Raw genomic sequence first — 14,293 nt, 5'->3', positions numbered from 1 at the left:
ACTGGTTTTTATACAGAATATTCAATTTTGTTTTCTTTTCAGGGATGTTTCCATTCAAAATCCCGCTGCAGTGCCCTTTCCCGTGTCGGTTTTGTCTCCCGTTTTCAGTTCTCCGGCGCAATGGCATCGGGGTTCTGCTCGGTGTCTGCGGCGGGCTGCTGCTCGTCCTGCACGGCAGGCTGGGCTTCCCCTTCTGCTGCCGTTTCCGGCGCAGTGGTGTCTGCGGCGGGTGTCATCTGTGCAGGCTGGGCTGCGGCATTGCCAGTGGTCTGGCCTGCAGCGGCCTGTGCTGGGTCAGTGGTCTGCGCCTGATCTTCCTGCTGGGCCTGCTCGGCTTCCTTTTCCGCTTCGGCCTGCTGGGCAAGGCTGCCATCCTTCAGGGCAAAATAGGCATTTGCAATGTCCACCACCAGATCACCGGTACGGGCACCATAGCCTCCGTACTCAATGCTAAGGCCAATGGCGATCTGCGGATCATCCGCCGGGAGGTAAGCCACCATCATGGCGTTCAGATAGTGCTTACCGGGCGCATAGGTCTCACTGCGCTGAGGTGTACCGGTCTTGCAGGCGATCGGCACCGGATAGCTGGAAATTTTGTCGCTGATGGTGCTGGGCACCTGCTTCATGCCCTGCCGCACCAGCTCAAAGGTGTTGCCGGTGCCTTCGATCACATCCATGACCTCGGGCTTGGTCTCGCTGAGCACCTCGCCGGTGTTGGTGTCCAGAATGGCCTTGACGAAATGGGTGCGGTAACGGGTGCCGTTGTTGGCCAGCGTTGCCGCGTAGGTAGCCAGCTGGATGGGCGAGACCACCGTGTTGCCCTGACCGATGGCGGCCTGCACATCCAGCGATGCCATATAGTTGGAGTCGCTCTTGGTGGTCAGACGGCCCACGGCCTCGCCCACCTCCACACCGGTGCGCTGGCCAAGACCCAGCTTGTAGGCATAGGCATCGTACACATCGCTGGTCAGGCGGCGGCCAACATCATAGAAGAAGATGTTGCAGCTCCACTTGATGGCTGTGACCACATCGATGTTGCCGCTGTGGCCGTGGCGGGTACAGCGGGGGTGGTAATCCTTGAAGTAGTTGTACACGCCGTTGCAGTAAACGGTAGAATACTGGTTGATGAGGCCGCTGTCCAGTGCAGCCACCGCCACGGCGGGCTTGAAGGTAGAACCCGGTGTATATAGGCCCTGCAATGCGCGGTTGAACAGCGGCAGGCTCGGGTCGGAGCTGTACTCGCTGTAGTTAGCGGCATACAGGTTCTGGTCATAGCTGGGATAGTTGGAAGCAGCCAGCACACTGCCGTTCTTCACGTCCAGCACCACCACCGCACCGGCGGCAGCTTTCATGGTGCCGGTATTGTACACGCGGTTGATCATATCAATGTTGTCCGCCAGTGCCTTGTCCACGGCACGCTGGAAGTTGCTGTCAATGGTCAGCTGCACGGTATGGCCCGGCTCCGGCACAGTGGTGAGCTTTGTATCCACGATCACGCCGTCCGAATTGCGGGTGATGGTCTCCACGCCGTCCTTGCCGCGCAGCTCGTCCTCATAAACGGATTCCAGACCGGAAATGCCCAGAACATCGTTCATGTTATAGCCTTTTTCCCGCAGCGGATAGGTCACCTGACCGTTGGAATCGGTCACCTTCCACTTTTCCGCCGTGATCTTGCCCACACGGCCCAGCACCGCCGGGACGATATCGCTCTGGTCGTAGCTGCGGGCGCTGGTCTCCACGATCTCCACACCTGGCAGCTGCAGGCTGTGCTCCTTGATGGTGGCCACCGCGAGGGTGCTCACGTTCTCCGCCATGACAAAATTGTTCACATTGGAGAACGCCTGCCGGTCCATCTCGTAGTGGATGCCGGCCAGCACACGCTGCCATTCCGGCGAAAAATCCTGCAGATCGTTCTTTTCCACCAGCATTTCCATTACATCGTTGGCGGTGGCGTACTGCTGCAGACCAAGCGTTTCCTTCATGTCTGCCAGCTGCTTCTGGTCGCTGGTGGACGTGTCATCGTCCGTAAAGGCGTAATTGCCTGCTGCGTCCGCCTGACCGATCAGCAGCGTATCATTCCAGCTCTCGCCGTTCGCACGCAGCAGCTCCACGATCTGCTGCAGCATGGTGTCCAGATCCCGGTCGCCCATCAGCAGTTTGTTGAGAACCACATTGTAGCTGGTGGTTGTGGTGGCAATGCGCCGCCCGGCGCTGTCCACGATATCGCCGCGGGCCGCCGTGACCGTAAAGTTATAGTCGGTGGTGTTGGTGGCCTTGGCCTTGAAGTCGTCGCCGTTGACCAGCTGCAGAAAGATCAGCCGCATCACGTACAGGCCCATGATAACACATGCCACTGCAATGAGCAGGATCATCCGGCGCGCAACGGTTTTTCGTTCGTTTTGGTTCATCCGCGTTTCCTCCGGCGGTTCAGACTACGCCGTTGTCGATTTTGAATGCGCTGTAAATGTGCCGCACCAGACTGAACAGCACCAGCGACGGCACCAGCGTCATCATGGCCGAAGGCAGCACAAAGGTCAGCCAGCGGCTCAGCGCCCAGCTGTAGCCGGGCATGTAGTAGAAGAATAGCCAGTCCAGCGAGAGCACCACAAGGGCCGTGCCGGTGCTGATGAGCGCAAAGTTCCATGTGCTGCCCTGCAGATACACCTGAACCAGCACCGAAAGCGCAAAGCAGAGCAACAGCAGTTCCAGCGCCAGCATACCCACGGTGCGCCCGGCGGTGTAGTCCCACAAAAGGCCGCTCACGGCACCAAACAGCGCACCTGCAAACTCGCCTTCATACACAGCCACAGCCAGACACAGCGGCAGAATGAACAGCGGCTTTGCCTGCCCCAGCTGGAGCAGGCCGGGGGTCGTCTGCAGTGCCGCGCACACAAACAGTGCCACCGCATAGCAGACCCATTTCAGGATCTGGCTGCGGCTGCGCATGCGGCGTGATTCCATACAAATGTACCCCCTTAATAGTCGGTAATAACGAATACGTGCTTGACCGTGCGCGGGTCTGCACCCGGGCGCACCACTGCAATGGAAGATTTGCCGCTGACTTCCGGCTCCACCTTCTGCACGGTTCCCACCAGCAGATCCGGCGGGAACACTCCGCCAAGACCGGTGGTGATCACCTGATCGCCCATCTTCGTCTCAGTGGCGCGTTCCAGATTGGTCAGCACGCACAGGCCGTCACCGGCATAATCGGTGCTGCCATTGATAATGCCGTTTTCCCGCGTGCGGGATACCACGCCCGCAGCGCTGAAGCTGGGGTGCAGAATGGTCATCACCTTGCAGCTGGTGGTATCGGCTTCCACCACCATGCCGATCAGATAGCCCTTATCGCTGATCACGGCATCGTTCACGGCTGCGCCGTTCACCGTGCCGCAGTCCAGCGTAAAGCCTCCGAACTCATCCAGCGGGTCGCGACCGATCACAAAGGCAGAAATATAGCTTGCTTCGGTGTTGGAATCCTGAATGCGGGCCAGCGCCTTGTAGGCTTCGTTTTCCGCCTTGATGCGGTCATAGTCCACGATCTGCTGGCGCAGCTCAGCATTCTCCGCTTCCAGCTGTTCGTTCTGTTCCATGACCTCATCGATGCTGGTGTATTTTTCCCACACCGAGCCAATGCCGCCGCTCAGTGCCGATGTGACCTTCTGGAGCGGCATCAGCACCACGCCCAGCAGTTCCTGCGGGGCAGCAGTCAGCCGTCCGTTGGCACCGGCATAGGCCATGATGCCCACCAGAAACACCGCCACGGCTACCAATATCTTAAATTTCCATGTGTCAAAAAAGTCCTTCAAGGGAGTACCCTCCTGTTTCGGGTGGATGCCATGCCATAAGAAAAGCGCGGACAGCCCTGCCATCCGCGCAAGAGACATTGTTTGCAGCGGAAATCAGCGCAGACGCTGCGCAAAAGAGCCTTTTTCCGCAAGTGTGGGCCTTGCCCGTGTTACATGTGGCCGCCGTCGGTGTCCAGCACGTCATGCAGGACATCCACATGATCCAGCACCGCACCGGCACCCTTGGCCACGCAGTCCAGCGGGTCTTCCGCAATGTGTACGTCGATGCCGGTCTCGCTTTGGATCAGCTGATCCAGACCGCGCAGCAGTGCGCCGCCGCCGGTCAGGGTGATGCCGCGGTCGATGATATCCGCACTCAGCTCCGGCGGGGTGCGCTCCAGCGTTTCCTTGATGGCGCTGGTGATCTTGACCAGACACTCCAGCAGAGCTTCGCGCACATCCTCCGAGTGGACGACGATGTTCTTGGGCAGGCCGTCCACGAGGTTACGGCCCTTGATCTCCATGGTCATTTCGGGGTCCAGCGCATAGGCGGAGCCGATCTCGATCTTGATCTGCTCTGCGGTGCGCTCACCGATCAGCAGGTTGTACTTGCGCTTGATGAAGGCGATGATGGCCTGATCGAACATATCACCTGCCATGCGCACGCTGCGGGAGGCCACGATGCCGCCCAGAGAGATCACAGCGATCTCAGCCGTGCCGCCGCCGATATCCACGATCATGCTGCCGGTAGGCTCGCTGATGGGCAGGCCCGCACCGATGGCTGCTGCCATGGGTTCCTCAATGACGGACACCTGACGGGCACCGGCCTTCAGGGTAGCCTCGCGCACAGCGCGGCGCTCCACCTCGGTAACGCCGGACGGGATGCAGATGACCACGCGGGGGCGGGAGAACATGCTGTTGCCGCATGCCTTCTTGAGGAAATTTTCCAGCATGTTGGTGGTGATGTCAAAGTCAGCGATCACGCCATCCTTCAGCGGACGCACAGCCACGATGCTGCCGGGGGTACGGCCAATGACAGCCTTTGCCTCGGCACCCACACAGCGTACCTCGTCGGTCTTGGTATCCACAGCCACGACCGAAGGCTCCCGCATGATGATGCCCTTGCCCTTCATATATACCAGAGTATTTGCGGTACCCAGATCGATACCTACATCTTTAGAAAACAGGCCCATTGTAAAAATTCTCCTTATGCTTCCCATTTTATCTATAGCGCCAGAACATCCGGCAGCCCTTTTGTGCCGCCTTTGCGCAGAATAACACGGTTCTATTATAGCCGCAAGGCAATGATTTCTCAAGCGTTTGTGCAAATTTTCTTCGTTTTTTCCAGTTTTATCACACAAAATGTGCCAGCAGCTGTACGGTGCGGCTCACCGGCAGACCCATGATGGTGTAGTAGTCGCCCTCAATACGGTCCAGCCAGAGGGCCGCCCGCCCCTGAATGGCATAGGCACCGGCTTTATCGTAGGGTTCGGCGGTGGAAGCGTAGAAGTCGATCTCCTCTTCACCCAGCGGGAAGAAGGTAACGCGGCAGCTGTCCACAAAGCTTTCAGTACGCGCACCGTCCGAGATGCACACACCGGTGTGCACCTCGTGGGTGGCACCGGAAAGGGCGCGCAGCATCCGCTTTGCGTCCTCTTCGCTGTGGGGCTTGCCGAACACCTCGCCATTCACATCCACCACCGTATCACAGCCGATGACCACAGCGCCCGGATGCTGGGCCGAAACAGCAAGGCACTTGCCCCGGGCCAGCTGTTCCACCAGATGGGCAGGCGTAGCGGCCTGCACCGCACTTTCGTCAAAGTCACTGACGCAGACGGTGAAATTGGTGGTATATAAGGAGAGCAGCTCCCGCCTGCGCGGGCTGCCGGAAGCTAAGATCAGGTTCATTATTCCATCTCACTTTCCGGTAGAGCCAAAGCCGCCCTCGCCGCGCTGGGTATCGCCCAGCTCTTCGGCAGGCACAAAGGCAGCGGTGTACACCGGTGCGATGCACAGCTGGGCCACACGCTCACCGGGCTGGATGGTGTAGGCTTCCCTGCCCAGATTGACCATGGGCACCTTCAGCTCGCCGCGGTAATCGCTGTCCACCACGCCCACGCCGTTGGCCATGCACAGGCCGTACTTGATGGAAAGGCCGCTGCGTGCGTACACCAGTGCCACGCTGTGGGGGCCGGGCAGCTCGATGGCAAGGCCGGTGGGCACCAGTGCCCGCTCCATGGGGGCAAGGGTGAGCGGCGCGTCCAGTACGGCGCACAGGTCGGCGGCAGCAGAGCCGGGGGTTGCGTAAGAGGGCACCTTGGCACGGGTGTCCAATACCTTATATTTTACTGTGATGGGTTCCATAGTATACCTCGTTTTGATTTTATAGCAACTCCTTCAGTCTCGCATACGCTCGACAGCTCCCTCAGGGAGGTGGCATTGCGTCAGCAATGACGGAAGGAGTTTCAGTTCGTACCTTTAAAATACAACCCACGGGTAAAATCACCTTCAAAGGGTGCATGGGTGCGGATCATCTCCAGAATTTTGGCCGCTTCCTCCCGGCTTTCCAGCGTGAAGTAAGCCACACCGTAGTCCACCGTCAAAGCGCCCGGCTTATCCCCCATATAAATAGGTACAGGGTTATAGATGGTGCGCACACCAAGGCCGCACCGCACTGGGAACTTCTTGGCCTTGCGGTCGGTCAGCACGCCGGTCTTGTCGCAGTGGGCGCAGTCGTGGATGTTCTGCAGCGGGCAGGCACGGGTGATCATCAGCGGCATATGGCCGTACACCAGCACGCCGGTGGGCACCGGCCTGCCGTTATGGGTGGGCGCAATGGTGCTGATGTCGCTGTCCTTCACCTCGGGCAGGATGAGCATGGAGCCAAGGCCGTTGTCCGCGTAGAACTGCGCGGCCAGCTGGTTCGTGATGTTCAGGCCAAAGCTGCCGCTCATGGGCAGGCCCCGGCACAGGCGCAGGTGGGCGATATTGCTCACCTCATAGCCTGCAAAACCGGAGTCCTGCGTGGCCGCGATGCGGCGGGCGGTATCCTCTTCCAGCTTGCCAAACATGACCCGGGGTAGTTCCAAAAGGGTCTTTGCCCGCCATTCCCGGGGCACGCGGTCGGCCTGCGCAATGGGCAGGATGAGATACTCGACGCCGTCAAGCGCCCGCTCCGGCACCTGCTCCCAGCTCTCAAACCGGGCACGCAGGGTACGGTGAGGCGGCAGGGTGCGCAGCGGCAGGGCAGGCACATGCTCCTCGGTGGTGGGCCATGGGCGCAGCACTTCCCGCTTTTTGAGCAGGGCATCCAGCGCTTCGCGGCGCAGCTCGTTCACCGCACTGCCCGGGATAAACCACGGCCCACCGTCCATTTCCACGGCAATGTCCTGATCTTCCACCGCAAAAGGCGTGCCGCCGGTCTTGGCAAGGCTGCGGTGCAGGCTTTCGGTGGGATCAGTACGGGCAGGCTGCGGCTCTGCATCCCCATAGGCAAAGGCCTTGCTGCCGTCTGCATCGGTGACAGTGAGCTTTTCGCCACCCTCTTCAATTTCCAGCTTCATCTTTACCGGCACGCGGCTGCGCTCACGGCGGTAAAGCTCCCGCAGCATGGGCAGGGTCTTTTTGGTCTGCTCTGCGTCTGCTTCACTGCGCACGCCGAACATGGTGCCGTCGATCTTTCCATCCAGATAGCCGGAGGTGAAGCCGGAACGGCTGAAAGCATTCTTCAACAGATCGCGGTCGTAGGCGCGGCCCTCGCGGCCTGCAAGACAGGCGCTGACTGCCGCCGCCACATACTCCGGCGTGCGCAGACGGCCCTCGATTTTTGCCGATGCCACGCCAAGCGCCTGCAGCTTGTCCAGCTTATCAATGACCGAATTATCCTTTAAGGACAGGTGGTGCAGGCGGCCCGGCTTGCCCTCCGGCAGGGTATTTGCCTCAAACGGCAGGCGGCACGGGCCGGCACAGGAACCGCGGTTGCCGCTGCGTCCGCCCAGAAAGGCCGACATGTAGCACTGGCCGCTGACGCACATGCACAGCGCGCCGTGCACGAAGCACTCGGTCTCGATGCCGCAGTGCTTTGTGATATGCTCCACCTCGGGCATGCTCAGCTCACGGGCCAGCACCACGCGGGTGAAGCCCAGCTCCTTGAGCTCCAGCGCACCCTGCAGGCTGTGCACGCTCATCTGGGTGGAGCCGTGGCGCGGCAGCTGCGGTGCAATTTTACCGATCAGCGTTGCCACTGCCAGATCCTGACAGATGACCGCATCGGCACCGCTGGCTGCAACGGCACGGATGGCCTGTTCCAGCGCGGGCAGCTCGCCGCCATAGACGGTGGTGTTCAGCGCCACATGCACAGCCACGCCCCGCGCATGGCAGAAGGTGACCGCATCTTTCAGCGTATCCGCGTTAAAATTGTTGGCACTGGTGCGGGCATTGAAACCCGAAAAACCCAGATACACTGCGTCGGCACCGCTGAATACAGCGGCACGCAGCATTTCTTCATTGCCCACCGGGGCAAGGATCTCGATCTTTGACATACTTCTCCTTTATCCTGTAAACGGCTTATTCCGCCTTGTCCGCTTCGCCCTCGGCAGCAGACTGCTGTGCCGCCTGCTGGGCGCGCTCCTCGCGCCGGGCTTCCTTATTGCGCATCTTTTCCAGTTGTTCGCGCAGGGCGGCAGCTTCCCGCCGCAGCACCTCATTCTCTGCTTTGACCTTATCTTCCGCCAGCTTTGCGCGGGTGGCATCCGCAATGTAATCCTGGATCTGGCTGCGCATATTCTCCGCGCTGCCGGTGCTCTTGCGGTATTCGTCCAGATAATCCATGGCGCAGAACACCGCCGCCTTCGTCACCGAAAGATTCGCATTATCGTCCAAAAGCTTGGTAATGTCTTCATCCAGCTTTTTCGCCAGCGACAAAATATATTTTTCCGGGTCCGTCGTAGCAATGGCATACGGCGTACCTGCAATGTTCACCCGTACCTTGTTGACCATATCTGTTTCCCCTTTTTATCCTTTTTTGCCCGCAGCGGGCAGTGATCTTCTGATTTTTGCCGGGAAACGGTACCGTTCCCGGTACCGTTTTGGTGTCTTGTCACCCGCCGGGCGAGTTACCCGGCACATTTCTCCCGGAGTTTGTCCCCGAAAATGTTTCGGAACACAGCTTTCTTTCCCTATTATAATATAAATAAGCATCAAGAAAAAGTGTATTTTTTGAAATTTTGGCATATTTATCAGAAAGTTCAATAAAAAAATGTCAGTTACGGAAAAAATCCCCTGATTCCTTGCATTTGTCATTCTGCCATATTATAATATCTTTGTTATGTTGGCGGCAGAGCAAGTGAGGGAAAGTGCCTGCAGGCGCCAATTATTTCAATTATTTTAGCAAAGCTGAAAACTTATGCGGATAGGAGTACCTTTATGACATCGAAAGAATTCGGTAAACTTCTTCAGGACAAGCTCACCAGCGAGTACGGCGTGGAGCTGAGCGTTGCTTCCAACCAGCAGATCTACCGCTCTCTGGCTCTGATCTGCCGCCAGATGATGAGTGAGAACCACAAGAAGTTCCAGTCCAAGGCCATTGGCACCGGCACCAAGCAGGTGTATTATCTGTGCATGGAGTTCCTGATGGGCCGCAGCCTGAAGACCAGCCTGCTGAACCTGGGTCTGGACGAGGTGGCAAAAAAGGCCCTGTCCGACGCTGATATCAGCATTGACAGCATCTTTGAGGAAGAGCCGGATGCAGGTCTGGGCAACGGCGGTCTGGGCCGTCTGGCTGCCTGCTATCTGGACGGCATGGCCACCACCGGCATCTGCGGCACCGGCTACTCCATCCTGTACGAGTACGGCATCTTCAAGCAGAAGATCGTGGACGGCTGGCAGCAGGAGCGTGCCGACAACTGGCTGCCCGGCGGTCAGGTCTGGCTGAAGAGCCGCCCCGATCAGGCTGTGGAAGTGCGCTTTGACGGCGAGATCCACGAGAACTGGGACAACGGCTTCCACTATATCCAGCACACCAACTACAACAGCGTCATGGCTGTTCCCTCTGATATGTATGTGCAGGGCTACGACGGCAAGGGCGTTGCAAAGCTGCGCCTGTGGCAGGCAAAGGCCCCGGACTTTGATATGTCCAGCTTCTCTCTGGGCAACTACAACACTGCAATGAGCAAGAACGCCAATGCAGAGCTGATCTCCAAGGTGCTGTACCCCAACGATAACCATGTTGAGGGCAAGATCCTGCGCCTGCGCCAGCAGTACTTCCTGTCTGCCGCATCCATCGGCGATATCGTCCAGAACCATCTGTCCAGCTATGCGACCCTCGAGAACCTGCCCGACAAGGTGGCCATCCAACTGAACGACACCCACCCCACCCTCGCCATCCCCGAGATGATGCGCATTCTGCTGGATGAGTGCGGCTTTGGCTGGGACAAGGCATTCGACATCTGCCAGAAGGTCTTCTCCTATACCAACCACACCGTCATGGCTGAGGCTCTGGAAAAGTGGAACGTGGACATCTTCAAGATGACCCTGCCCCGCATCTACCAGATCGTGGTGGAGATGGACCGCCGCGCCCGCGCAGAGCTGGAGAAGGTCTTCCCCGGCGACAAGGGCAAGATCGACTATATGGCACTGATCGGCGACAATCAGGTGCGCATGGCAAACATCTGCGCCTACACCGCCAACAGCATCAACGGCGTGTCCAAGCTGCACAGCCAGATCATCAAGGACAGCGTCTTCCACGATTACTACCTGTTCAAGCCGCAGGCCTTCAAGAACGTGACCAACGGCATCGCTTACCGCCGCTGGCTGCTGGCCTCTAACCCCGGCCTGTGCAAGCTGCTGGACGAGACCATCGGCGACGGCTACAAGCATGATGCTTCCGATCTGTCCAAGCTGAACAAGTTTGAGAACGACAAGACCATTCTCAAGCGCCTGAACGAGATCAAGCTGGAGAACAAGACCAGCTTTGCCAACTATCTGGCAAAGAGCACCGGTCAGATCATCGACCCGAACTCCATCTTTGACTGTCAGGTCAAGCGTATGCACGAGTACAAGCGCCAGCACCTGAACGCGCTGAACATCGCTGCCCAGTACCTGTACCTGAAAGAGAACCCCAACGCCGACTTCATCCCCAAGACCTATATTTTCGGTGCAAAGGCTGCTCCCGGTTACTACATGGCAAAGCAGATGATCCGCATGATCTGCAAGCTGGGCGACCTCATTAACAACGACCCCGCTGTGCGCGACAAGCTGCGCGTGGTCTATCTGGAAGAGTACTGCGTCTCTCTGAGCGAGCACCTGATGCCCGCCGCCGAGGTCTCTGAGCAGATCTCTCTGGCCGGCACCGAGGCTTCCGGTACCGGCAACATGAAGTTCATGCTGAACGGCGCTATCACTCTGGGCACTCTGGACGGCGCAAACGTGGAGATCGCAGACGCTGCCGGCAAGGAGAACGAGCTGATCTTCGGTATGCTGACCCCCGAGGTGAACAACCTCAAGCAGGTGGGCTACCATCCCAACGCTTTCATCATGGGCGACGATGTTGCCAACAACGCTCTGAACTTTCTGGAGCGCGGCTGGAACGGCGAGAACTTCCACGAAGTGACCGAGAACCTGCGCAGCAGCGACCCGTATATGGTCATGGCCGACTTCAAGGATTACCGCCGCGCACAGGCCGACCTGCAGAAGCTGTATGCCGACCGCGAGAAGTGGGCACACATGAGCCTGAAGAACATTGCCAACAGCGGCATCTTCAGCGCCGACCGCTCTGTGCTGGATTACGCACACGACATCTGGTACGCTTCCCCGGTGCCCATGGGCAAGTAATTTTCCCTTAAAAAATCCATTTGCCCCGGCGGCGTTTGGCCCGCCGGGGCTTTTTTGAGAAAGGACGACCCTGCTTTGTCTTGTCTGTTCAATAGCTACGACCCCTATTTCAAGCAGCCATTTGGTGCGCTGCGGGCCGGTCAGACCGTGCGCCTGACCCTGTGCATCCCGGAAGAGCTGGGCTATGTCGATCCTCATCTGGTGCTCCAGAAAGAGGGAAAATACGACGTGCCGGTGCACTACCGCATGAAGTTCGACGGCCAGACCCCCCAGCAGAACCACTTTTCCGTGGAGCTGCCGCTGAACGACCCGGGCCTGTACTTCTACTACTTCGACCTCTACACCGACTTTCGCCGTATCTACCGCGGGCCGGACAACTGCGGCGTTGTCAGCTGGCAGGAAGGCGAAAAGTGGCAGATCACCGTCTACGATGCCGGTTTCCAGACCCCGGAGTGCATCAAGGGCAAGGTGTTCTATCAGATCTTTCCGGACCGGTTCTGCGAGGGCATTGAGAACAAGCCCATGCCTTTCCCGGACCGGCTGTATCAGGCCGACAAACACGCCGAACCCTTCTGGCAGCCCAACGAGACCGGCGGCCACCTGAACGAGGACTATTTCGGCGGCGACTTGGAAGGCATCCGTATCAAACTGCCCTATCTGCGGGAGATGGGGGTGGACTACCTTTACCTCAACCCCATCTTTGAGGCGCACTCCAACCACCGCTACAACACCGCCGACTATCTCAACGTAGACCCGCTGCTGGGCACCAACGAGGAGTTCGAGGTGCTCTGCCGCGAGGCCGCCAAGTACGGCATTGGCATCGTGCTGGACGGTGTGTTCAGCCACACCGGTTCCGACAGCCGCTATTTCAACCGCGAAGGACGCTATGGGGATGGCGGCGCTTACCGCGACCCCAACTCCCCCTACCGCAGCTGGTACGATTTTGACCCCAAGTATAAGGGCGGCTACCGCAGCTGGTGGGGCTTCGAGACCCTGCCCGAGGTGAACGAAGAGAACCCCTCCTATGTGGAGTTCATCACCGGCGAGGGCGGTGTCATTGACACATGGCTGCGGCGCGGTGCCGCAGGCTTCCGTCTGGATGTAGCCGACGAGCTGCCGGACGACTTTATTGAAAAGATCCGCGCCGCTGTCAAGCGGGTCAGCCCGGAGAAGTTCCTGCTGGGCGAGGTGTGGGAGGATGCCACCACCAAATACGGCTTTGGCCAGCGCCGCACCTATCTGCTGGGCAAGGGGCTGGACAGCGTGATGAATTACCCCTTCAAAAACGCTGTGCTGGACTTTGTAAAGGGTAAGCCCGCCGAGCAGGCCATGGGCGAAATTCTGTCCATCTGTGAGCACTACCCCGCCCCTGCCATGGACACTGCGCTGAACTTTCTCTCCACCCACGACACCGAACGCGCCCTCACCGTGATTGCGGACGAGCCCGCCAACGGCCGTGGCCGCGAGTGGCAGAGCGGCCGCTGTGTGACCGGCGAAGCCTACGAGGAAGGGATGCTGCGCCTGCGCATGGCCTATGCCATCATCTACACGCTGCCCGGCGTGCCCTGCCTGTACTACGGCGATGAGATCGGGATGCAGGGCTACCGCGACCCCTTCAACCGTGCCTTCTTCTGCTGGGACAGCCACGAAAAGCGCCTGAAGCCGGTGCTGGCACAGCTGGCGCAGCTGCGCCACACCTGCGAGGCCTTCCGCACCGGTGAGCTGCGGGTGCTCCGGGCGCAGGACGGCATCCTGCACTACCAGCGCGTAGGCGAAGCGGAAACTGCCGAGGTCATCGTGAACCGCTCGGAGCACATCATCGTGGAGCCGCTGGCTTCCGGCAAGCACACGGAGGTGAACCCCATGGGCTTTACCATCGTGGTGGAGGAGAACGGCCACAATCCGAACCACAGCTATTACGATATCACCTGATTTGAGAAAAGCCGTTGCACATATTTTGTGCAGCGGCTTTTTCACTCCTTCCGTCATCGCTGACGCGATGCCACCTCCCTCAAAGAGGGAGGCTAATTCACCTTCCCGGTTACGCAAAAGGCTCCCTCTCTGAGGGAGCTGGCACGGCAAAGCCGTGACTGAGGGAGTTTTTGTTCTTTATTTCGTTTTCTGCGCAACGTTCCAGTAAAAAACGCTTGACCTTCCACCCGGGGATACTCTATAATAGGGGCATAAGGAGGGAGAACCATGAACCCTGTTCCATTTCTCTGGCTGGCTGCCGTGGTGGGCTTTTTGCTGTTGGAGGCTTCCACCTTCAGCATGACCTCCGTCTGGTTCGCCGTCGGCGCAGCTGCCGCCCTGCTCACCTGCCTGTTCACGGATTCGTTCCGGGCGCAGGCCCTGGTGTTCATCGTGGTAAGCATTCTGTGCCTGCTGGCGTTCCGGCCGCTGGCTGCAAAGCTGCGCCAGAAAATCACCCCCACCAATGGCGACCGGAACCTTGGCCGGGAGGCCACCGTGCTGACCACCGTCACCGCCGACCTGCCGGGCCGTGTGCGACTGGACGGCGTGGACTGGAATGCCCGCTGCGCCACTCCCGGCGACATTCTCACCCCCGGGCAGCGCTGCCGTGTGACCGAACTGCACAGCACCCTGCTCATCGTGGAGCCCGTATTGACCGAAAGCCGCAGAGCGTGATCTGCGTTCTGCGCTGAAACGTTGCACCC

At 59.1% G+C, this 14,293-nt stretch carries 11 protein-coding genes; 3 read left to right on the top strand and 8 right to left on the bottom strand.

All coding sequences use genetic code 11. The features are described 5' to 3' along the window. Positions 1-104: 104 nt before the first annotated feature. From PXT33_RS06705 to PXT33_RS06670, 8 genes are all read right to left on the bottom strand, one after another. Positions 105-2,408: a penicillin-binding transpeptidase domain-containing protein gene (locus PXT33_RS06705; protein WP_332376172.1), complete on the bottom strand. Its 2,304-nt coding sequence runs from the start codon at positions 2,406-2,408 to the stop codon at positions 105-107. A gap of 19 nt (positions 2,409-2,427) precedes the next feature. Next, the gene (gene mreD, locus PXT33_RS06700) at positions 2,428-2,961 is read right to left on the bottom strand and encodes a rod shape-determining protein MreD (protein WP_223387866.1); all 534 of its coding nucleotides are present in this window, start codon (positions 2,959-2,961) and stop codon (positions 2,428-2,430) included. 14 nt (positions 2,962-2,975) lie between these two features. Next, complete coding sequence (gene mreC / locus PXT33_RS06695; protein WP_101956484.1) at positions 2,976-3,806, bottom strand: rod shape-determining protein MreC; 831 nt, start codon at positions 3,804-3,806, stop codon at positions 2,976-2,978. Positions 3,807-3,955: 149 nt separating this feature from the next. Next, the gene (locus PXT33_RS06690) at positions 3,956-4,978 is read right to left on the bottom strand and encodes a rod shape-determining protein (protein WP_005939954.1); all 1,023 of its coding nucleotides are present in this window, start codon (positions 4,976-4,978) and stop codon (positions 3,956-3,958) included. A gap of 160 nt (positions 4,979-5,138) precedes the next feature. Then, positions 5,139-5,693, bottom strand: a complete 555-nt coding sequence (locus tag PXT33_RS06685; RefSeq protein ID WP_005939951.1) for a nucleoside triphosphate pyrophosphatase — start codon at positions 5,691-5,693, stop codon at positions 5,139-5,141. A gap of 9 nt (positions 5,694-5,702) precedes the next feature. Beyond that, on the bottom strand, positions 5,703-6,149 hold the full coding sequence (dut, locus tag PXT33_RS06680) for a dUTP diphosphatase (protein ID WP_332376171.1): 447 nt from the start codon (positions 6,147-6,149) through the stop codon (positions 5,703-5,705). Between the two features lie 101 nt (positions 6,150-6,250). Then, positions 6,251-8,326 (bottom strand): DUF3656 domain-containing protein, encoded by a 2,076-nt coding sequence (locus tag PXT33_RS06675; RefSeq protein WP_332376168.1) that lies wholly within the window; start codon positions 8,324-8,326, stop codon positions 6,251-6,253. Positions 8,327-8,351: 25 nt separating this feature from the next. Beyond that, on the bottom strand, positions 8,352-8,783 hold the full coding sequence (locus PXT33_RS06670; protein WP_097774784.1) for a cell division protein ZapA: 432 nt from the start codon (positions 8,781-8,783) through the stop codon (positions 8,352-8,354). A 426-nt stretch (positions 8,784-9,209) separates the two neighbouring features. Between PXT33_RS06670 and PXT33_RS06665 the strand changes: the two genes are divergently transcribed. The 3 genes from PXT33_RS06665 to PXT33_RS06655 all read left to right on the top strand — a co-directional run bounded on the left by PXT33_RS06665 (position 9,210) and on the right by PXT33_RS06655 (position 14,264). After that, positions 9,210-11,615, top strand: coding sequence for a glycogen/starch/alpha-glucan phosphorylase (locus tag PXT33_RS06665; protein ID WP_332376167.1), 2,406 nt, complete (start codon positions 9,210-9,212; stop codon positions 11,613-11,615). Between the two features lie 75 nt (positions 11,616-11,690). Next, positions 11,691-13,547 carry a glycoside hydrolase family 13 protein gene (locus PXT33_RS06660; RefSeq protein ID WP_332376164.1) on the top strand — a complete coding sequence of 619 codons (1,857 nt, stop codon included), beginning with the start codon at positions 11,691-11,693 and terminating at the stop codon, positions 13,545-13,547. A 267-nt stretch (positions 13,548-13,814) separates the two neighbouring features. Next, on the top strand, positions 13,815-14,264 hold the full coding sequence (locus PXT33_RS06655) for an NfeD family protein (protein ID WP_120079455.1): 450 nt from the start codon (positions 13,815-13,817) through the stop codon (positions 14,262-14,264). Positions 14,265-14,293: the final 29 nt, after the last annotated feature.

The sequence above is a fragment of the Faecalibacterium taiwanense genome (genome assembly GCF_036632915.2).
Lineage (GTDB): Bacteria > Bacillota > Clostridia > Oscillospirales > Ruminococcaceae > Faecalibacterium > Faecalibacterium taiwanense.
This window is presented reverse-complemented; position numbering and strand designations above follow the sequence as displayed.

Bases quoted from the DNA above. Each gene is read 5' to 3' on its own strand.
- PXT33_RS06655 (WP_120079455.1), top strand. From the start codon at position 13,815: ATGAACCCTGTTCCATTTCTCTGGCTGGCTGCCGTGGTGGGCTTTTTG.
- dut (WP_332376171.1), bottom strand. From the start codon at position 6,149: ATGGAACCCATCACAGTAAAATATAAGGTATTGGACACCCGTGCCAAG.
- PXT33_RS06665 (WP_332376167.1), top strand. From the start codon at position 9,210: ATGACATCGAAAGAATTCGGTAAACTTCTTCAGGACAAGCTCACCAGC.
- PXT33_RS06670 (WP_097774784.1), bottom strand. From the start codon at position 8,783: ATGGTCAACAAGGTACGGGTGAACATTGCAGGTACGCCGTATGCCATT.
- PXT33_RS06705 (WP_332376172.1), bottom strand. From the start codon at position 2,408: ATGAACCAAAACGAACGAAAAACCGTTGCGCGCCGGATGATCCTGCTC.
- mreD (WP_223387866.1), bottom strand. From the start codon at position 2,961: ATGGAATCACGCCGCATGCGCAGCCGCAGCCAGATCCTGAAATGGGTC.
- PXT33_RS06685 (WP_005939951.1), bottom strand. From the start codon at position 5,693: ATGAACCTGATCTTAGCTTCCGGCAGCCCGCGCAGGCGGGAGCTGCTC.
- PXT33_RS06675 (WP_332376168.1), bottom strand. From the start codon at position 8,326: ATGTCAAAGATCGAGATCCTTGCCCCGGTGGGCAATGAAGAAATGCTG.
- PXT33_RS06690 (WP_005939954.1), bottom strand. From the start codon at position 4,978: ATGGGCCTGTTTTCTAAAGATGTAGGTATCGATCTGGGTACCGCAAAT.